Annotated in this window: 18 protein-coding genes, 3 pseudogenes and 1 other annotated feature; of the genes and pseudogenes, 13 read left to right on the top strand and 8 right to left on the bottom strand. The window is 46.6% G+C overall.

Features of this window, described 5'->3' with window-relative positions:
• Positions 1-83: 83 nt before the first annotated feature.
• The 5 genes from M5E81_RS02510 to M5E81_RS02530 all read left to right on the top strand — a co-directional run bounded on the left by M5E81_RS02510 (position 84) and on the right by M5E81_RS02530 (position 4750).
• Positions 84-1469 carry an IS4 family transposase gene (locus M5E81_RS02510; protein WP_249747014.1) on the top strand — a complete coding sequence of 462 codons (1386 nt, stop codon included), beginning with the start codon at positions 84-86 and terminating at the stop codon, positions 1467-1469.
• A 146-nt stretch (positions 1470-1615) separates the two neighbouring features.
• Positions 1616-1975 carry a metal-dependent transcriptional regulator gene (locus M5E81_RS02515; RefSeq protein ID WP_367317910.1) on the top strand — a complete coding sequence of 120 codons (360 nt, stop codon included), beginning with the start codon at positions 1616-1618 and terminating at the stop codon, positions 1973-1975.
• Between the two features lie 28 nt (positions 1976-2003).
• Entirely contained in the window at positions 2004-2657 is a 654-nt protein-coding gene (locus M5E81_RS02520; RefSeq protein WP_009145160.1) for a hypothetical protein, read from the top strand.
• A 177-nt stretch (positions 2658-2834) separates the two neighbouring features.
• The gene (locus tag M5E81_RS02525; RefSeq protein ID WP_009145159.1) at positions 2835-3827 is read left to right on the top strand and encodes a sirohydrochlorin cobaltochelatase; all 993 of its coding nucleotides are present in this window, start codon (positions 2835-2837) and stop codon (positions 3825-3827) included.
• Between the two features lie 116 nt (positions 3828-3943).
• Complete coding sequence (locus M5E81_RS02530) at positions 3944-4750, top strand: sirohydrochlorin cobaltochelatase (protein WP_009145158.1); 807 nt, start codon at positions 3944-3946, stop codon at positions 4748-4750.
• A 94-nt stretch (positions 4751-4844) separates the two neighbouring features.
• Here M5E81_RS02530 and M5E81_RS02535 read toward each other — a convergent pair whose 3' ends face one another.
• Together M5E81_RS02535 and M5E81_RS02540 are read right to left on the bottom strand one after the other, a co-directional pair.
• Entirely contained in the window at positions 4845-5726 is an 882-nt protein-coding gene (locus tag M5E81_RS02535; protein ID WP_249747005.1) for an IS3 family transposase, read from the bottom strand.
• The gene (locus M5E81_RS02540; RefSeq protein WP_249747789.1) at positions 5657-5860 is read right to left on the bottom strand and encodes a hypothetical protein; all 204 of its coding nucleotides are present in this window, start codon (positions 5858-5860) and stop codon (positions 5657-5659) included. The genes M5E81_RS02535 and M5E81_RS02540 overlap by 70 nt, the downstream gene beginning before the upstream one ends.
• A 378-nt stretch (positions 5861-6238) precedes the next feature.
• Between M5E81_RS02540 and M5E81_RS02545 the strand changes: the two genes are divergently transcribed.
• The gene (locus M5E81_RS02545; RefSeq protein ID WP_009144403.1) at positions 6239-6652 is read left to right on the top strand and encodes an HTH domain-containing protein; all 414 of its coding nucleotides are present in this window, start codon (positions 6239-6241) and stop codon (positions 6650-6652) included.
• Complete coding sequence (locus tag M5E81_RS02550; RefSeq protein WP_050787068.1) at positions 6628-7596, top strand: IS3 family transposase; 969 nt, start codon at positions 6628-6630, stop codon at positions 7594-7596. Before M5E81_RS02545 ends, M5E81_RS02550 begins: the two co-directional genes overlap by 25 nt.
• Here M5E81_RS02550 and M5E81_RS02555 read toward each other — a convergent pair.
• The 6 genes from M5E81_RS02555 to leuC form a co-directional block, all read right to left on the bottom strand.
• Entirely contained in the window at positions 7593-7997 is a 405-nt protein-coding gene (locus tag M5E81_RS02555; protein WP_249747798.1) for a transposase, read from the bottom strand. The two genes, M5E81_RS02550 and M5E81_RS02555, sit on opposite strands and share 4 nt — an antisense overlap.
• Positions 7998-8078: 81 nt before the next feature.
• Complete coding sequence (locus M5E81_RS02560; protein ID WP_249747799.1) at positions 8079-8390, bottom strand: AzlD domain-containing protein; 312 nt, start codon at positions 8388-8390, stop codon at positions 8079-8081.
• Positions 8391-8393: 3 nt separating this feature from the next.
• Positions 8394-9158 carry an AzlC family ABC transporter permease gene (locus M5E81_RS02565; protein WP_249747800.1) on the bottom strand — a complete coding sequence of 255 codons (765 nt, stop codon included), beginning with the start codon at positions 9156-9158 and terminating at the stop codon, positions 8394-8396.
• 157 nt (positions 9159-9315) lie between these two features.
• Complete coding sequence (leuB, locus tag M5E81_RS02570) at positions 9316-10389, bottom strand: 3-isopropylmalate dehydrogenase (protein WP_009145340.1); 1074 nt, start codon at positions 10387-10389, stop codon at positions 9316-9318.
• Entirely contained in the window at positions 10389-10883 is a 495-nt protein-coding gene (locus M5E81_RS02575) for a 3-isopropylmalate dehydratase small subunit (protein WP_009145339.1), read from the bottom strand. Before M5E81_RS02575 ends, leuB begins: the two co-directional genes overlap by 1 nt.
• Positions 10880-12145 (bottom strand): 3-isopropylmalate dehydratase large subunit, encoded by a 1266-nt coding sequence (gene leuC, locus M5E81_RS02580; protein ID WP_009145338.1) that lies wholly within the window; start codon positions 12143-12145, stop codon positions 10880-10882. Before leuC ends, M5E81_RS02575 begins: the two co-directional genes overlap by 4 nt.
• A 187-nt stretch (positions 12146-12332) precedes the next feature.
• Positions 12333-12547: a binding site (T-box leader), on the bottom strand.
• 351 nt (positions 12548-12898) lie between these two features.
• Between leuC and M5E81_RS11380 the strand changes: the two are divergent.
• The 6 genes and pseudogenes from M5E81_RS11380 to proB form a co-directional block, all read left to right on the top strand.
• Positions 12899-13087, top strand: a pseudogene (locus M5E81_RS11380) (glutamate synthase); the annotation flags it as partial.
• A 53-nt stretch (positions 13088-13140) separates the two neighbouring features.
• Positions 13141-15231, top strand: a pseudogene (locus tag M5E81_RS11385) (glutamate synthase central domain-containing protein); the annotation flags it as partial.
• Positions 15231-15587 (top strand): annotated as a pseudogene (locus tag M5E81_RS02600) (glutamate synthase); the annotation flags it as partial. The pseudogenes M5E81_RS11385 and M5E81_RS02600, both read left to right, overlap by 1 nt.
• 10 nt (positions 15588-15597) lie before the next feature.
• Positions 15598-15813: a hypothetical protein gene (locus M5E81_RS02605; protein ID WP_050787102.1), complete on the top strand. Its 216-nt coding sequence runs from the start codon at positions 15598-15600 to the stop codon at positions 15811-15813.
• 278 nt (positions 15814-16091) lie between these two features.
• Positions 16092-17360, top strand: a complete 1269-nt coding sequence (gene obgE / locus M5E81_RS02610; RefSeq protein WP_249747803.1) for a GTPase ObgE — start codon at positions 16092-16094, stop codon at positions 17358-17360.
• Between the two features lie 273 nt (positions 17361-17633).
• Positions 17634-18773: a glutamate 5-kinase gene (gene proB / locus M5E81_RS02615; protein ID WP_009145331.1), complete on the top strand. Its 1140-nt coding sequence runs from the start codon at positions 17634-17636 to the stop codon at positions 18771-18773.
• The last annotated feature ends 5 nt before the right edge of the window (positions 18774-18778 follow it).

Consider the following 18778-nt stretch of genomic DNA (forward strand, 5'->3'; position numbering starts at 1 on the left):
TAAACAGAAAAATAGCATGAGTCTTGCCAGTTTGGTATAATTATGTTGGCTCAAAAACATACCAAGCACCGGAGGCTCATGCTATGAAAAGTATATCACAAACCACCCAGCAGATGGAATCCATCTCGAAGAAAACTTCGGCGTTCTTCCGTCGTTATCATGTCGGCCAGATTCTGCGCGCGGCCAACGCTTGCAAGCTCAAAGGATTTTCCTCCATTCTCGTTTTCCTCGTGCTCGTAAGCATCATCTTCGAGAACCGCTCGCTCTATATGCAGCGCCGACTTCACGAGGATTCGCTGCCGTTCGGCAAGGACACGGCTTACCGCTTCTTGAACTCCTGCCACACGAACTGGCGCAAGTTCACGCTGCTTCTTGCGGCGCGGATCATCAACGAAACCATCAAGCCGCTGACGGATGCCGGCCGGCGTTGTGCCATCGTCGTCGACGATTCGCTCTTCAGCCGCTCGCGTTCCAAGCGCGTGGAACTCTTGGCGAACGTCTACGACCATGTGAGCCGCCGCTATACGAAGGGCTTCCGCTTGCTCGTCCTCGGCTGGACGGACGGGAACACGTTCCTGCCACTCACGTTCTGCCTTCTTTCAACCTCGAAGGAAAAGAACCGGCTCAATGAGGCCAGCGCATCCGTCGATGCAAGAAGCAACGGCGGAAAGCAGCGCAAGCTCGCGCAGATGGAAGCGCCAGCCGTCGTCCTCAATTTGTTGCAGGAGGTCAAGGCGACAGGAATCCCCGCGCAGTACGTCCTCTTCGACACATGGTTCTGCTCGCCGTCGTCGCTGAAAGCCATCCATGACCTCGGCTATGACGTCACCGCTATGGCAAAGAAGAGCAAGAAGGTGCGCTACCCCTGCGAAGGGAAGATCTCGAACGTCAAGGCCATCTACAAGGAACACAAGAAACGCCGCGGACGCTCGCGTTACCTCCTGTCCGTCGATGCTGTCGCGACGAAACAGGGAGAATCCCTCGTGCCTGTGCGATTGGTCTTCGTGCGGAACCGCAACAAGCGGAAGGATTATCTCGTCCTCGTCACGACAGACCTCTCGCTTTCGGAGGAAGAAGTCATCCAGCTCTACGGGAAGCGCTGGGGCATCGAGGTGTTCTTCAAAGCGTGCAAGTCCTACCTGCGGCTCGGCAAGGATTGTCGTTCCGTCTCCTACGATGCGATGACGGCGCATGTCGCCGTCGTCTGCACACGATATATGCTCCTGGCTGTCGAGGAACGTGAGAACACGGATGGGCGAAGCCTCGGCGAGCTCTTCTATCTGGGGCTTGATGAGCTTCCGGACTTGAAGTACATGGAAGCGCTTCGCCTCGTGTTGCAGGAGTTTGCGGAGCAGCTTCGGGCAGAATATCCGTCAGAAGTCTTGCTGGTCGAATCGCTCTTGGAACGATTCCTGAACGATCTGCCCGCTCTTTGGATGAGTCGTCTGCGTGCACAGAAGTGTGCGTGAATGGCTTTCGACATTCAGTTCAAGCTGATTTATCAAGGCATACGGGATGTTTTCCGTGTGCGAAGTTTGAGTTAAGAATTAAATGTGTTAAAATAATAGTAATCGAAATATTACATCTGATACTGATGGAGGTTATAAAAATGTCACTGCTGGAATCCGGAGAAAATTACTTGGAAACTATCTTAGTTCTGACCAAACGCAATGGCAGCGTACGTTCTATCGACATTGCGGAGGAAATGAATTTTACAAAAGCCAGCGTCAGCCGCGCTATGAGCATTCTTAAACGTGATAACTATATTATCATGGAGCCTGACGGCCGCATCCTGCTTACCAAGGATGGTCAGAAAAAAGCTGCTGCCGTCTACGACCGTCACGTAACCCTCACCCGTTTCATCAACGAGCTTCTAGGCGTAGACGAGAAAATTGCGGAAAAGGATGCCTGCCGTATCGAGCATATCATCAGCCCGGAAACCTTTGCAGGAATCAAGGGCATGCTGAAGGATTAATTTGCTATAAGTTTTCGAGAGGTCCGCTATGAAAAAATCAGTTTTGTTTCTGCTTACATTCATTATGCTGCTCTGCGTCAGCATTTCCTGCTTCGCTAATCAGCCCTATAAGCATCCTGATTACAATCTGCGTACAGTCAAAGAAATTCATATTACCCAAATTGATAATCTGGAAGGAGAGCCCGCACGCTATTTCAAATCGGACGAACATGCCGAAACCAAAGTCCTCGCCGCTGTTTTGCAGGCTGCCGGCAAACAAAAGCTGATTGCTACAGATGAAACGCAAAAGCCGCTGCCGGAATATCATAATGTTAAAACCAGCCAAAAAAATTTAGCGCCCAGAGATTTGGAAATGCGAGTTACCATTAATCATTTTGGCTACCGCACCATTCGTGTTCCCGGTCATTTTGAAGATTACACTACCCAAGAAACACATTATTACTATGACAAAGATGGAAAACGCCACTATTGGACTGAAGATGTTGTACGCCAGCGCTGGGTACCGGAAAGCTTTCATCCGTATGCACAGCTAAGCCTGATTTATAACTTTTATGATTTGTCTGACGGCACACTTGTTGCCTCCTTCAGCGACAGCCGTAACCGTGAATACGAAAATGCCCCGGCAGGCGGTATGCTCAATCGTTCTCTGAAGGACTGCTTCAAAAAAATTTTCAGGAAATAATCCTGCAACAGACTGCTGATAACAGCAGTCTGTTTTTTTATTACAGCTTCATAATAGCAATTCTTATTATTTTTGTTGACATCTCAACTATAAGTGATATAATACAGAGAAGTAAGGTTTATAAAAGAACCTTCTGCTATTTTTGATGATTATGAATTTCAAAGGAGTGCTTTCAAAATGAAAAGTCTGAAAAAATTTGCTGTTGCATCTATGACTTGCGCTGCCCTCTTAGGCTTTGCTGCTACCAGCCATGCCGCATATCAACTGAACGACGAAGTTAAAGACGCTACCCCGGCTCTGCTTATGGCATCCCAAATCGGCGTAAAAACCAATGTTAATCCGGCTCTGGCAAACCTGCCTGACAAAGACGCTATCGTTGTTATGAGCTTCGGCACCACCTTTAAAGACAGCCGTGCTAAAACTATTGAAGCAACTGTAGACGCTATTAAAGCTGCTCATCCCGGTGTAAAAGTAGTTACTGCTTTCACCTCTCATATTATTATTGACCGTATCAAAGCTCATGAAGGTCTCACCATTCCGACACCTGAACAAGCTCTGGCTCAACTGAAAGCTGAAGGCTACACCCGTGTTGCTCTGACCTCTCTGGATATTATTCCGGGCATGGAATATGCATACAAAGATGCAGTTTATAACCTGCACAAAAATGACTTCAAGAAAATGACCTTCGGCACTCCGCTGATGTACTGGCAAGGCCAGGAAGGTCAAGCTGACGATATTACCGAAACCATGAAAGCAGTTGCTACTCAATTCCCGAAACTCGGCAAAAAAGATGCTGTTCTGATTATGGCTCATGGTACTCCGCATCCGTCCAATGCTTACTATGCAGTAATGCAAGACCGTCTGAATGAGCTTGGCTATACCAACGCTTACATCTTCTCCGTAGAAGGCTGGCCGCATCTGGACACCGTTACTCCGCAACTGAAAGCTAAAGGCATTAAGAACGTAACTCTGATGCCGCTGATGATGGTTGCAGGCGACCATGCTAATAACGATATGGCCGGTGACGAGCCTGATTCCTTTAAATCTCAACTGCAGGCTGAAGGCTTCAAGGTTAACACCTATATCCACGGCCTGGGCGAAAACGCAGCAGTACAAAAACTGTTTGTTGAAAGAGCAAACGATTCTTGGGATGCTCTGGAAGCTAAATAATTTACTTAACAAGTAATTCATTTCTTTCACACCTTTTTACTCTCCGTCCGCTTTTCAGGGCGGAGAGTATTTTTATAATAAAAATTAATTTATGAAGAAGAGGTGCTATATTATATATGGATAGCAAAAAAGCTCTGGTGGTTATCAGCTTTGGCTCCACCTTTGACGAAACCAGAACCCACGATATCGGCGGCATTGAGCAGGCACTCGCAGCAGCCTTTCCTGCCTATGACCAGTACCGTGCCTTTACCTCCGCAATTATCCGCAAACGTCTGGCTGAACGAGGCATTAAAATCGACGATACGGAAACAGTTCTGCAAAAGCTGGTTGACGCAGGCTACGAAGAGGTAGTGCTACAGCCGACGCATCTGCTGCATGGTGAAGAATTCGAACAGAAGATTCTCAGCCTCAGGGATAAATTCACCGCTAAATTCCAAAAAATTATTATCAGCCAACCGCTTATCGTTAATGATGAGGATTATAGGCTGGCAGCAGCCGCTGTTGCCGTTCAGGTTCCTCCCTTAGCTGCAGATGAAGGTGTAGTTCTCATGGGCCACGGCACTCCGCGTAATAACAATAAAGCGCACGGCTATACCTATGTCAGACTGCAGGAAATCTTTGATTCTATGAAATTCCCTGCTATTGTAGGAACAGTAGAAGAAGAGGATACTCCTAATTTTGAAGCGGTTCTGCAAAAACTGCAGGAGCGCAAGTACAAGCATGTACATATGTATCCCCTGATGGTTGTTGCCGGCGACCATGCTAAAAACGATATGTACGGCGACGAGGAAGACAGCTGGAAGACTCAGATTGAAGCTTTAGGCATCAAAACAACCGGTCATCTGTGTGGTCTTGGCCGTTCCAAAGCTATTCAGGCTATTTATATCCAACATGTTTTACGTGTTTTGTCTCTAGAAGATTGACATTTATTAATAATTAACTAAAAAAACCTGCATTCTGTCCCCTTTGATATGTACCCAGTTTTCTGGACACCGCTAAAAATTTGAATAATTATATTTACATCATGGATGCTTCTCTGAATTTAGAGGGAGGCATCCATTTTGTTTTAGCTTGAATTCTTTTGTTGTTATAATAATCGATGTACTCAGCTATAGCGTTTGAAAAAGATTCAAACGAAGGGTAATCTTTTTCAAATCCGTAGAACATCTCGTTTTTTAATCTGCCAAAGAAAGTTTCCATAATACAGTTGTCATAGCAGTTACCTTTCCTAGACATTGATTGAATGATTCCGTGCTTTTGCAATTCATTCCTATAAAATGCATGCTGATATTGCCATCCTTGATCTGAGTGCATAATAAGACCTTTTACAGAAGGAAAACCTTTAAATGCCTTTTTCAGCATGTCCTTTATTTGCGCCATATCTGGATGTAGAGAAAGATTGTAAGAGATTATTTCATTGCTGTTCATATCCAAAATCGGAGAAAGATAACATTTGCCCCAAGGCAGATTGAACTGCGATACATCGGTTGTCCACTTTTGCAAAGGTTTTTCGGTATTGAAATCTCGATTGATGATATTATCAGCAACTTTGCCAACATCGCCTTTATAGGAGTGGTATTTTTCCTTGGGACATTTTCCAAACAAGGTAAGCTGATTCATGATTCGTTGGACACGCTTGTGATTTACTCGAAAACCTCGATTCAGAAGCTCCTTATGTACGCGCCTTACACCATATCGCTTTTTGTTCTCGTTGAAGATAACAATAATTTCGGATGATAAGTCGGCATTTCGTTCGCTAACTTTATCTGTCTTGCTAAGCTCGTAATAGTACGTTGAACGCGACAGTCCAATCGCATCCAGCAAATAATTCAGTTTGTAACCTTCTTCACGCAGTTTTTGGACGAGCGCAGCTTTTTCGCCTTGAGTTGCGCTGCGCATCTCTCTTCTCTCAAGGCAATCTCTTTTTTTACAATAGCAATCTCCGCTCTCAAGCGCTCATTTTCTGCTCTGAGCAGAATCATTTCTTCTCGTTCTGATGGAGTAAGTTCTGCCGGCTCTATTTTTTTCTTCATTTCAGGCTCCTTGGGTGGTCGTCCTTTTCGTTGTGCGACCAATCCCTGATACCCTATAATGTACCCATAGTCATGGACAGTTTGGTAGGTAGTATAGAAAGCGATATGGGCATTAAAGCAACATAGTCTACATGAATTATATTTGCATTTATGACTTAAGTGTCCCTTTAACTTATTGTTTAAATCTGGACACTAAGAGAGAACGAAAAGAGAGTTACTTTGGACAGTTTTCAAGAAAAATACTAGAATTGGACAGCTTTCTTTTGGTCAATCCCTAAAAATGGACACTTTTTTCTTTTCCTTGGTCTTAAATCGTTTTTGAGCGACTTTTTCCCAAACTGTATGTTATACTATGGATAAAAGGCGGAGGTGCTCAAAATGGCTGTAAAGCGCTTTACTGAAGAGGAAATGGAGCTGTTACGTAAGAATCCATACACCTACAGAGTAACTTATAACATGTTATTATTGACGGTAGAGTTTAAGGAGAAATTTTGGAAACTTTACCTTCAAGGTTTTTCACCAGTGTCTATTTTTAAGGAGTTAGGATATGACCCTAATATTTTAGGTGCTTACAGAATAAACAACTTCACTTTTAAGCTAAAGAAGGCAATGGAATCTGGAAAACCTCTCACTCAGGGAGTTGGTGGTGAAGTAAAGCCTCCACCTAAGAATAAAAATTATAGCGATTTGCCATTCGAGGCAGCGATAGCATCTATGCAGTACGAACTCTCATATCTTAGACAGGAGGTAGATTTCTTAAAAAAGCTGTGCTCTTTGGACAAATCAGACTAGCACGTGAAATATCTCTTGGGTTGTCGAATAGAAAATTTCAATTGATTCATGATTTAGTATCTAAGCCAGATAATCAATTGAAAGTGTCCCATTTATGTAAACTCGCTCATGTTACTAGATCTGGATACTATAATTGGTTAAGCAATATGGATTCCCGTAATGAACATGAACAGAAGGATAGAGCAGATTTTAGTAAAATTCTTGAGGCATATAAATTTAAGGGCTATGACAAAGGCATTCGCGGCATCCATATGAGGTTGTTACATTTGGAGAAGCCAGTGCTGATGAATCTTAAAAAGATAAGGCGGCTAATGGTAAAGTACAATTTGAGATGCCCAATTAGAAAGCCAAATCCATACAGGCAAATGGTAAGAGCTTTGAGAACCAATAAGGTTGCTCCTAATCTTTTGAACCGGGAATTTAAAGAACATGGACCTAGAAAAGTATTGTTAACAGATATAACTTACATACCATTAAATGATAAATACTGTTATTTATCTACAATTCTAGACTCCTATACAATGCAAGTATTAGGATATTGTCTGAGTGATTCTCTGGCAATAGATTTTGTGTTGGAAACTGTTAATATGGTACTAGCAAAGCATGGTAATGAAATCTCTAGTGAAACTATAATTCATTCCGACCAGGGTTCACACTATACAAGTTATAAATTTATGCAGTTAGTCCATGATGCTAATCTTAGGCAATCCATGTCAAGAAGAGGAAATTGTTGGGATAACGCACCACAAGAGAGCTTTTATGGACACATGAAGGACGAAATACATATATCTAAATGCAAAGACTTTGAGGCCTTAAGAGCTGAAATAGATAGGTGGATGGATTACTACAATAACGATAGGTACCAGTGGAAGTTAGCCAAGCTATCCCCAAACGAGTATTATGAGTATGTAAAAACAGGCCTTTACCCATTGAGGATATTTTAATAAAAACTAAGAAGCAGCGGTTCCGGCAGGAACTGCTGCTTCTCTCTTTCTCTTAAAAATGTCCTTGACAAAGGGTACGGTTTACCCTGATACCCTTTAATTTTATAGCATCTAACCCACTGATACAAGAGTCCAGCGTTAATTCCTGCAGAAATAGCTGTTTCCTTATTTGACGCACCAGCTAATACTTTGGCTACAAGTTCATATTTCTCTTCTGCTGACCAAGTTTTTCTCTGATTTTTATGTCTTAATGCTTCTGGACCACATTTATCTTCTATCCGAACCCAAACTCGGATTGTATTGTGGAAATTTTTTTCTGTTATATCTTTAGGCGTTTCAGGCCATTTACCTTGTCGATATAATTCTACACACTGTCTTTTGAACTTATAGCTGTATTTCATTAAAATACCCCCAATACTGGGTGTCCAGTATTGGGGGTACATATCAAGAAAAATCTCCTAAGCCGGCGGCTTTTTTGCGCCTTACGGCACCATAATGAATTCTACGATAAACACTACTGCGCAGCAGCAAGAAGCAACATGAAAAAGGCTCATGCCGCGCCAGGCGGTGGCAACGCCGACGCCGAGGGCAAGCACACCTGCAGCAGGTGTTTGTGTTTCCTGCAGGATAGCAGGAAAGGTCATTACTGCGAGCGTCGTGTAGGGGACATAATATAAAAACGAACGGATGAAGGGATTTTTGATTTCCTTACGGATGAGTGTGAGGGGAAGCACGCGGATAGCATAGGTAACAAGTGCCATGACTGCAATATAAATGTAAATATTGTGTTCCATCTGCTAAGCCTCCTTTTGCTGGGACTGTACCGGCCTGAGATAAGCTGCAGCTGCTGCGATGACTACAGTGAGAATAATGGTACGCGTACCGCCGGTAAGATATGCCAACGGCTGCATATATGTTGCTGCAAAGCTGGCGATGAAGCTTGTGATTACAACAGTGAGAATGATACGGCTTTCGCGCGCCGGAGGCATGATAATAGCTAGGAACATGCCGAACAGTGCTACACTCAGTGCGCTGACAATGCGTTCTGGCAGTGCCGCACCGGCGACAATGCCGCAGGCTGTGCCAATCGACCAGCCCGGAATTGCTACTGCCATGCCCCCATAGTAATAGTATGGATTCAAAACCCCCGGACGGGAGATAGCGATACCGAAAAGCTCATCCGTTACAGCGAAGGCCATAGCCAGACGATGTATAAAGCCTTGTGCACTGCTGAGCCTTTGGCTAAGAGCGCAGCTCATCAGCATGTAGCGTGCATTGGCGATAAGTGTTACAAGTGCTATTTCGGTATAGCTGGCGTTTTGACCTATGAGGGTAATGGCGGCGAATTCACCGGCTGAAGTGTTGTTGAGCAGGCTTGCCAGAAAGCCTTGGAATACAGAAAGCCCGGATGTGCGGCAAATAATTCCCAGAGAAAAGGCTACGGCAAAATACCCCAATCCTATGGGGATACCATCGTGCAAGCCTTGGCGGAAGGCCGCAGCATCGCTTGAAGCATTATTAGTATACTCGGAATCAATATTCTTGGTTGAAATTTGCATCATAATACACCACAACGATCATAAAAAAATCCAAAAAACAAAAAAATCAAAATATAATAATGCTAAGTGTTGGAAATTTTACCCGTAAGCCCCAAACGGAAAGCTTACGGGTAGAAAGGCTTTGGTTAACGCTGAGGGGATGGCGTTATACCGGGAATGGTTATTTAAGCAGTTCCTGTGCAACAAGATGTCCTATTTCAGAGGTAGAAACCTTCTTCAGACCTTCTGCATAAAGGTCAGGCGTGCGGTAGCCTTGCTCCATAACTGCGTCAACAGCTGCTTCCATAGCGTCTGCTGCTTCGTTTTGGTTCAGGGAGTAACGCAACATCATAGCAACACTGAGAATGGTTGCCAGCGGGTTAGCAATGCCTTGGCCGGCAATATCAGGCGCACTGCCGTGGATAGGCTCGTACATACCGGTGCCGTCGCCGAGGCTGGCGCTCGGAAGCAGGCCGATGCTGCCTGCGATTGTGCTGGCTTCATCACTGAGGATATCGCCAAAGATATTGTTGGTCAAAATAACGTCGAACTGCTTCGGATTCAGCACTAACTGCATAGCGCAGTTGTCAACATAGAAGTTGTTCAGCTCGACTTCAGGATAATCCTTAGCCTGCATTTCGGCAACAATTTTACGCCACATACGGCTGGAACCCAATACGTTGGCTTTATCAACACTGGTTACTTTACCGCGGCGTTTTTTGGCAGCTTCAAAAGCAAAACGGGCAATGCGTTCTACCTCCGGACGGGTATATAGCTCAACGTCGCTTGCTTCCTCAACGCCGTCAGCGTTGAGGTGCGCTTCGTTGTGCTCACCGAAGTAGATGCCGCCGGTAAGCTCACGTACGATTAAAAGATCGGCACCTTCGGCACGTTCCGTTTTCAGCGGAGAAAGATGCGCGGTGAATTTGGAAACGGTCATCGGGCGCAAGTTGCAGTACAGGCCCAAAGCTTTGCGGATACCAAGCAGGCCTTTTTCCGGGCGGATATCCGGAGCAACATTATCCCATTTCGGTCCGCCGACAGCACCGAGCAGCACAGCGTCAGCAGCCTTAGCGCTGGCGATGGTTGCTTCCGGCAGGGGAACGCCGGTTGCGTCGATTGCGCAGCCGCCGATGAGCTGCTTGTCATATTCAATTTCAAAGCCGTATTTTTTGGCAGCAGCGTCGAGAACCTCTACAGCTGCATCAACTATTTCTACACCAATGCCGTCACCGGGCAGTAAGCAAATCTTCATTATTTGTTTTCTCCTTTAATATAATTAATCAGGCCGCCACAGTCTGCGATATGCTGGATAAATTCCGGCAGCGGTTTTGTTTTGATCGTAATATTTTTATTGAGGATTTTGATTTCACCCTTGTTGACATCAACGTCAATTTCATCGCCGGGTTCAATCTTTTCAACGTCGGCGCCTATTTCCAGCACCGGCAGGCCGATGTTAATCGCATTGCGATAGAAGATGCGGGCAAAGCTGTCTGCTACGATGCATTTGATACCCTTAACCTTTAATACTACCGGGGCATGCTCGCGGGAAGAACCGCAGCCGAAGTTTTTGCCGGCAACGATGTAATCTCCGGGCTGTACGTTGGCGGCGAAGTTAATTTCCAGGTTTTCTTTCGCATCCTCCATAGCGTGTTCTGCTAATTCTTTGAAATCGGCAATGTTCAGATATCTTGCCGGGATAATAACGTCTGTATCGATGTGGTCGCCGTAAAGCCAAACTTTGCTCATTTTACTACCTCCTCAGGGCTGGTGATATAACCGGTAATGGCACTGGCTGCAGCGGTATAGGGGCTTGCCAGATAAACTTCGCTGTCGACATGACCCATGCGGCCGCGGAAGTTACGGTTGGTGGTGGAAACAGCTCGTTCGCCTGCTGCGAGGATGCCCATGTAACCGCCAAGGCAGGGACCGCAGGTCGGAGTGGAAACGGCAGCGCCGGCATCAATAAAGGTATCAATATAACCGCGGTGCATAGCCTCCTGATAAATCTGTTGGGTTGCCGGGATGATAATCATACGCACATGGTCGCAAACCTTGTGGCCTTTGAGAATTTCGGCAGCCTGTTCAAGATCCTCCAGACGGCCGTTGGTACAGGAACCGATGACAACCTGGTCGATTTTGATTGCATGACCTTCCTTAGCAGGATGAGTGTTTTCCGGCAGATGCGGATAAGCAACAACGGGAACAAGCTCGTCGAGCTTAATATCGAGTACGCGGGCATATTCAGCATCTTCGTCCGCAGTAACTGCTTCCCATTCACGGGTTACGCCGCGTTCCTTTAAGAATTCGATGGTCTTTTCATCAACGGGGAAAATGCCGTTTTTGCCGCCGGCCTCAATAGCCATGTTGCAGATAGTCAGACGGTCGGCCATCGAAAGCTCGCTGACGCCTTCGCCGGTGAATTCCAAAGATTGGTAACGGGCGCCGTCAACGCCAATCATACCGATGATGGTCAGGATGATGTCCTTGCCTTTAACGTATTTCGGCAGTTTGCCGGTCATGTTAACCTTGATAGCCTGTGGAACCTTGAACCAGGAGGTACCGCTGGCCATAGCGCAGCCGATATCAGTCTGGCCCATACCGGTGCTCAGAGCATTGAGTGCACCGTAGGTACAAGTGTGGGAATCGGCGCCGATGATGATTTCGCCGGGAGCAACAAGGCCTTTATCCGGCAGCAGTGCATGCTCGATACCCATCTGGCCTACTTCAAAGTAGTTTTTGATTTCGTGCTTTCGGGCGAAGTCACGCATACGCTTGCACATGGTTGCGGATTTGATATCCTTGCAGGGGGAGAAATGGTCCGGAACCAGAGCAATTTTGTTTTTATCAAATACTGGTTTACCGATTTTTTCAAATTCGTTGATAGCCGGAGGACCGGTGATATCATTAGCTAATACTAAATCTACTTGAGAAACAAGCAGGTCGCCGGCACTTACGCTGTCGCGGTGAGCGTGCTTGGCTAAGATTTTTTGCGTCATTGTCATTCCCATAAGATAGTCCTTCTTTCTTTAGGGGCTGCCTATAAGGGGCCATCTGCTTCAGAAGCGCTTCTAGGAGTACTGGTATGTACGCCGTCGTCGCGCTTCTTCGCATCTGACGCTCCTCTAGACAGCCTGTAAATTTTTTAAGTTAGAAAGAGTGTACTATGAAATAAAATAGCCCCTATCTGCGCTTGCAGATAGGGGCGAAGTTTTTTCGCGGTACCACCCTAAGTTGTACTTAATTTTCCCGATTAGCGAATCGGCAGCGTAACGTGCTGGAAACGTCTGCTCCTACTTGGTTCAGAGAAGCTGCTCGCGGGTGAGCTTCTTTGCCTGCTTGCTGGCGGCTTGCACCATACGCCGTCTCTCTGGATGCTGGGGCAGGTAAATTTTCCCGTTCATTGCATTTTTGTTTTTGAAATTAAAATATACACATCGCTGTGTTCTTCACATTATCGCAACAATTTCACGGTTTGTCAAGTGTGAAAATAAAAAAATGCCTAGAAAAACATTTGATGTGCAACTGAAATGGAAAAAAGTATTGCTGAAGTGCAAAGGAGTGTAGGGGTAAAAAAATCCTTCTTTCAGAAAATTGCCTTTTGCAGAACTTTTGTCATGTAAATAAATATATATATATAATTTGTGATCGTAATAACGTGGTATTATAATTAAAATTACAGTCGTTGTGGTGGTCTTTAACAGAAACACTAACGGAACTGCTAATAGATTTATTGATAAAATGCTTTGAGAGGGGAATTTATTATGAATACTTCGCTGCCCAAAAAACAGGGATTGTATGATCCTTGGTTTGAACACGATGCCTGCGGTGTTGGCGTAGTTGCCAATATTAAGGGCAAGAAGTCTAATAAAATTTTACGACAGGCTTTGGTGGTTTTGCATAACATGGATCATCGCGGCGGTCAGGGAGCAGATATGAACTCCGGTGACAGTGCCGGTGTACTGCTGCAGATTCCGCATAACTTTTTTGTCAAGGAATGCGCGAAGCAGTACTCAGCGAAAAGCCGCAGCTTTTATATAACTAATTTAAACAGCTCTTTGTGCAGGTAACAAATCAGCCGATTGATGCCATTCATGAGGAGGTTTTCGCGGATACAACCAGCGGTATCGGTCCGGAACTGAATCTGATTAACTCGTAGCCGGAAAGCTGCCGCCAGATTTCTGCCGAATCTCCGGTATTAAGCAATATTGAGCTTGCTAAGCTGAAGAATATTCCTGATTTCGAGGCAGCAACAATTCCTATGCTTTACAAGGTTGCTGATGGCGGCGCCGGCTTAAAGCAGGCGTTGGATGCAATCTTTGCTGCTGCTGATAAATATATTGCGGAAGGCAAGTGCATTTTGATATTATCCGACCGCGGCATTACTAAAGATATGGCAGCGGTTCCTGCCTTGCTGGCAGGTGCAGGCATGCATCATCATCTGATTAAAAACGGTACACGTTTGCGCGCTTCTATTATCATAGAATCTGCTGAGCCGCGCGAGGTGCACCATATGGCGTTGCTTTTAGGCTATGGCGTCAGCGGTATTAATCCGTATCTTGCTTTTGAAAGCCTGGAGCATATGTGTGCTGACGGAATGCTGGATATCAGCTTTGAAAAGGCTGCTGAAAATTATATCAGCGCCTGCACTCACGGCATTGCTAAAATCCTGTCGAAGATGGGTATTTCTACTGTACAGTCTTATCGTGGTGCTCAGATTTTTGAAGCTATCGGTATCAGCAGTGCCGTTATTGAAGAATATTTCACCGGAACTCCGTCGCGTCTTGAAGGCATCGGCCTGGATGAGATTGCCAAAGAGGTTGCTATGCGTCATGAGCCTGCCTTTGCTGAGCAAAACATTGATCCTTTCAGCTATGAATCAGGTTCTCATTATCAATGGCGTAACGGCGGCGAGCAGCATATGCTTAATCCGGAAACGATTGTTAAGCTGCAGCAGGCCTGCAAGACCGGTGATTATAAGCTCTTTAAGGCGTTCAGCAAGCAGCTGCGCGGCAGTGCCTTTGCCAACCAGAATCTTCGCAGTATGCTGACCTTTACGCCGTAGCGTCTGCCGGTGAATATTGATGAGGTAGAATCTGTAGAAAGCATTTGTCATCGCTTCAAGACAGGTGCTATGAGCTACGGCTCTTTAAGTCAGGAAGCACATGAATGTCTGGCGATTGCCATGAACCGTATAGGCGGCAAGAGCAATACCGGCGAAGGCGGCGAGAATCCCAACCGTTTTGCACCGCTGCCTAATGGTGATAGCAAGCGCAGTGCAATTAAGCAGGTTGCCAGCGGACGTTTTGACGTAACCAGCAATTACCTTGTCAATGCGGACGAAATTCAGATTAAAATTGCACAGGGTGTTAAGCCGGGTGAAGGTGGACAGCTTCCGGGCGGTAAGGTTTATCCGTGGATTGCCGAATGCCGCGGTACGACGGCAGGGATTGGTTTGATTTCTCCTCCGCCTCATCATGATATCTATTTTATTGAAGATTTGGCTGAGCTGATTCACGACCTGAAGAATGCTAATCCCCGTGCCCGCATCAGCGTTAAGCTGGTAAGTGAGGTTGGTGTCGGTACAATTGCTGCCGGCGTAGTTAAGGCCTGCGCCGATGTTGTACTTATCAGCGGTACTGCCGGTGAACGCTTCTGCATCCGTAATAGCGGCGTGAACGCTGTTGTTGAGGGTGTTGGTGACCATGGCTGTGAATATATGACCGGTGGTACGGTAGTTATTTTGGGACGTACAGGACGCAATTTTGCTGCCGGCATGAGCGGTGGTACAGCCTATGTTTTGGATATGCAGGGAGATTTTGCAACCTACTGCAATAAGGAAATAGTGCTGTTGGAAAAGCTGGAGGAAATCGGCGACAGCCTGACGGTAAAGAAAATGTTGCTGCAGCATGCAGAGCATACCGGCAGTAAGCTGGCTTTAGAGATATTGGATAACTGGGATGAATATCAGGATAAATTTGTCAAGGTTATTCCTAAAGAATATAAGATTGTTACGCAGAAGCTTAATGAGTATCTGCAGCAGGGAATGAGCGCGGATGCTGCCACCCTGAAGGTATTTGAGGAGGTGAAGTCATAATGGGTAAGCCTACCGGATTTATGGATTACAAGCGTGTGGAGCTTGCTTTGCGTGCCCCCGAAGAAAGAATTAAGGATTGGCAGGAGATTAAGACGAGCAGCCTGCCGCATAAGGAAGCACTGTGCTGCCAGGCAGCGCGCTGTATGGATTGCGGCGGTCCCTTTTGCCATAGCGGTGTAATGATTAACCGCATGGTTTCAGGCTGTCCGCTGCACAATCTGATGCCGGAATTTAATGATCTTGTTTACCACGGGATGGATGATTATGCCTATGCCCGTCTGAATAAAACCAATAATTTCCCGGAATTTACATCTCATGTCTGCCCGGCTCCCTGCGAGGGTGTCTGCACAGCTGGTGCTCCTGTCTATGGGCTTTGTGGGCAGCGAAGAGCGACTGTTTGAGGAATTCAAGTTGGCGAAGGCACCTAACGGCAGCATAGCGGCTGATGACAGCAGCTATGCGACCAGCGTACCCGGTGTTTTCGCAGCCGGTGACGCGCGTCGCGGACAGAGTCTGGTAGTGTGGGCTATTGCCGAAGGGCGTGGTGCCGCACATGCGGTTGATAAATTTTTGCGTAAGTAAGCTATAAGATTCTCCTTTCCTTTTATAAACGTGCTTGCAGCTTTTGTGTATATAAAAAATAGCTGCAGGCACATTTTTTATTAGCTGTAGCCTTGAAATAGGTAACGGCTACAGCAATGCACCATCTGCGTCATATAAATCAGAAGTGAAATCTTCGCAAACTCAAAGCTTTTCTGCGGATTTGCTTTTTCCCACGTTGCACTTTCCCTGCAAGATAAGCTATAATATAGATAAATATACCTAGCAACAGCTAAATTTAAGATACAGGAGAAAACAAAATGTTTATTGACAGAGCGAGAATTTATGTAGAAGCAGGCGATGGCGGCGACGGCATGAGCAGCTTCCGCAGAGAAAAATTTGTAGAAAAGGGTGGCCCGAACGGCGGTAACGGCGGTCGCGGCGGTGACGTTGTCCTGATTGCGGACAAAAATCTCAATACCCTGATTGACTTCCGTTACAAGAGAAAATATGTTGCTAAGCGCGGCGGTCAGGGTGGTACTAAAAACTGCACCGGTGTACGCGCCGATACTGTTTTCGTGAAGGTTCCGATGGGTACTTTGGTACGTGATGATGCAACCGGCGCCGTTATGGCAGACCTTGTTGAGGACGGCCAGACCTATACGGCTGCTAAAGGCGGCCGCGGCGGCAAGGGCAATGCCTGCTATGTTACCAGCACCAACCGTGCACCGACCTTTGCCGAAAAGGGCGAACCCGGTGAAACCCGTTGGCTGAAGCTGGAGCTGAAGCTGCTGGCCGACGTTGGCCTTGTAGGCTATCCCAGCGTAGGCAAGTCCAGCATTATCGCACAGGTGAGCGCTGCCCGCCCCGAAATTGCTGCCTACCATTTTACAACGCTGTCCCCGGTTTTGGGCGTGGTACGTCTGGATGAGGAGCGCAGCTTTGTACTGGCGGATATCCCCGGTTTGATTGAAGGTGCGCATGAGGGTGTAGGCCTTGGTCATGACTTCCTGCGTCACGTAGAACGTACTAAGGTACTGCTGCATATTGTTGATGTGGCAGGCGTTGACGGCCGTGATCCGATTGAGGACTTTGATAAAATCAATACAGAGCTGGCAGAATACAGCGAGCGTCTGGCACGCCGCAAGCAATTGGTTGTTGCTAACAAAATGGACCTGCCGGAAGCTCAGGAAAACTTTGAGCGCTTAAAGGAATACGTTGAAGCTAAAGGCTACGAAATCTGCAAGGCAAGTGCTGCTACCGGCGAAGGCTTGCGTGAGCTGATGTTTAAGGCTTACGACCTGCTGCTGCAATATGTTCCGGAAGAAGATGAAGAAGACCTGGCACGCTTTGACGAGATTGATCCGGACAGCTATGAAATTATTGTCGGAAATGATACCGACTGGGAGGTTCGCGGCAAGAATATCGAGCGTCTTGTTGCCATGACTAACTTTGATAATGACGAGGCACTTTACCGCTTCCAGCTGATCTGGAAACGTCTTGGCATTGACGAGGCGCTGAAGGAGAGAGGCGTACAGGAAGGTCAGAGTGTGCGTATTAGGGATATGGTTTTCGACTACAAAGAGTAGTGAGTACGCATATAATGCACCGTCGAGCGTCATGAAAATTCCTCGACGTATAAGGACGCAGATAATGCACCATCTGCGTCATGAAGCCTCCTAGACGTACAATGCAGTACGTCGTCGTCGGCTTCATTTAGCATCTGATACATTCTATGCGTCCTTAGGGAGTATGCCGTTGTAAACTGTATTTAGTAACTGATACATCCTATGTGTCCTTAGAGAAAGCTATGTATTGCGGATAACGCAAAAAATAAGAACTAGAACTGCAGGTGAGGGGAAATGTTGAATAATGAAGCAAGCCGTGAGGCTTTAAAAAAGGCTAAGCGTATTGTTATTAAGGTTGGTACGAGTACGATTACCTATGCCAATGGCAAGCGCAATTTTAGTCAGATTGACCGTCTGGCGCGCGAAATCAGCGATTTGCAGAATCAGGGCAAGGAAATGATTCTGGTTACCAGCGGTGCCGTGGCTGTGGGCGTGGACCGTATGGGTTTGCCCGGAAAACCCAAAACTATTCCAGGCAAGCAGGCCGCTGCTGCCGTAGGTCAGGGCGTTCTGATGCACACCTACGAAAAATTCTTTGCCGATTACGGTCAGATTGTGGCGCAGGTTCTGATTACCAAAACAGAGGCCATTGACCGCCACCGTTACACCAATACGCGTAATACCTTTATGGAGCTGATGCGTCAGCGTGTTATCCCTATCGTCAACGAAAATGACGTTGTGGCGCTCGACGAGCTGAAAATCGGCGATAACGATAATATGTCTGCTCTTGTTGCAGGCATTGTGGATGCTGACCTTGTTATCATTCTTTCGGATGTGGACGGCCTGTATACCGCTAATCCGCAAACGCATCCGGACGCTGTTATTGTGCCCGAAGTTGCGGAAATTACTCCAGAGATTGAGGCAAGTGCCGGCGGTGTCGGCTCTGCCCGCGGTACAGGCGGTATGGCGACTAAAATTCAGGCTGCCAAGGCTGCGACAAGCAGCGGCATTCATCTGGTAATTGCCAGCGGTACCGAAAAGAATGCCATTACCCGTGTACTGCAGGGTGAAGAACTGGGAACCTTGTTCGTGAGCCGTGAAAACCGTCTGCAGTTCCGCAAGCGCTGGCTGGCCTTTGGTGCCAAAATCGCCGGCAGTATTGTTGTGGATGATGGCTGCGCCAAGGCTATTCGCAAGGCCGGCGGCTGCAGTATTCTGCCGGCAGGCGTGTTTGCCGTGCAGGGTGAATTTTTGCCGGGCAGTACGGTGAGCGTTATCGATAAGGATGCGCACGAGCTGGCGCGTGGTTTAGTGCATTATTCTTCTGCCGAGCTGGAGCAGATTAAGGGCTGCAATTCCGGCGAGATTGCAAATATTCTGGGACATAAAAATTTTGATGAGGTTATCCACCGCGATGACCTGGTTATTTTATAAGGCAG

The sequence above is a fragment of the Phascolarctobacterium succinatutens genome (genome assembly GCF_023497905.1).
In the GTDB taxonomy this organism is placed as follows: domain Bacteria; phylum Bacillota; class Negativicutes; order Acidaminococcales; family Acidaminococcaceae; genus Phascolarctobacterium_A; species Phascolarctobacterium_A succinatutens.

Excerpts from the sequence above, each read along its gene's own strand:
- M5E81_RS02560 (WP_249747799.1), bottom strand. The coding sequence starts at position 8,390 with ATGGAACACAATATTTACATTTATATTGCAGTCATGGCACTTGTTACC.
- M5E81_RS02575 (WP_009145339.1), bottom strand. The coding sequence starts at position 10,883 with ATGAGCAAAGTTTGGCTTTACGGCGACCACATCGATACAGACGTTATT.
- M5E81_RS02540 (WP_249747789.1), bottom strand. The coding sequence starts at position 5,860 with ATGAAGAAAAAAATAGAGCCGGCAGAACTTACTCCATCAGAACGAGAA.
- M5E81_RS02555 (WP_249747798.1), bottom strand. The coding sequence starts at position 7,997 with ATGAAATACAGCTATAAGTTCAAAAGACAGTGTGTAGAATTATATCGA.
- M5E81_RS02525 (WP_009145159.1), top strand. The coding sequence starts at position 2,835 with ATGAAAAGTCTGAAAAAATTTGCTGTTGCATCTATGACTTGCGCTGCC.
- M5E81_RS02545 (WP_009144403.1), top strand. The coding sequence starts at position 6,239 with ATGGCTGTAAAGCGCTTTACTGAAGAGGAAATGGAGCTGTTACGTAAG.
- M5E81_RS02510 (WP_249747014.1), top strand. The coding sequence starts at position 84 with ATGAAAAGTATATCACAAACCACCCAGCAGATGGAATCCATCTCGAAG.
- M5E81_RS02565 (WP_249747800.1), bottom strand. The coding sequence starts at position 9,158 with ATGATGCAAATTTCAACCAAGAATATTGATTCCGAGTATACTAATAAT.
- leuB (WP_009145340.1), bottom strand. The coding sequence starts at position 10,389 with ATGAAGATTTGCTTACTGCCCGGTGACGGCATTGGTGTAGAAATAGTT.
- proB (WP_009145331.1), top strand. The coding sequence starts at position 17,634 with ATGTTGAATAATGAAGCAAGCCGTGAGGCTTTAAAAAAGGCTAAGCGT.
- leuC (WP_009145338.1), bottom strand. The coding sequence starts at position 12,145 with ATGGGAATGACAATGACGCAAAAAATCTTAGCCAAGCACGCTCACCGC.
- M5E81_RS02530 (WP_009145158.1), top strand. The coding sequence starts at position 3,944 with ATGGATAGCAAAAAAGCTCTGGTGGTTATCAGCTTTGGCTCCACCTTT.
- obgE (WP_249747803.1), top strand. The coding sequence starts at position 16,092 with ATGTTTATTGACAGAGCGAGAATTTATGTAGAAGCAGGCGATGGCGGC.
- M5E81_RS02520 (WP_009145160.1), top strand. The coding sequence starts at position 2,004 with ATGAAAAAATCAGTTTTGTTTCTGCTTACATTCATTATGCTGCTCTGC.
- M5E81_RS02605 (WP_050787102.1), top strand. The coding sequence starts at position 15,598 with ATGGGCTTTGTGGGCAGCGAAGAGCGACTGTTTGAGGAATTCAAGTTG.
- M5E81_RS02535 (WP_249747005.1), bottom strand. The coding sequence starts at position 5,726 with ATGCGCAGCGCAACTCAAGGCGAAAAAGCTGCGCTCGTCCAAAAACTG.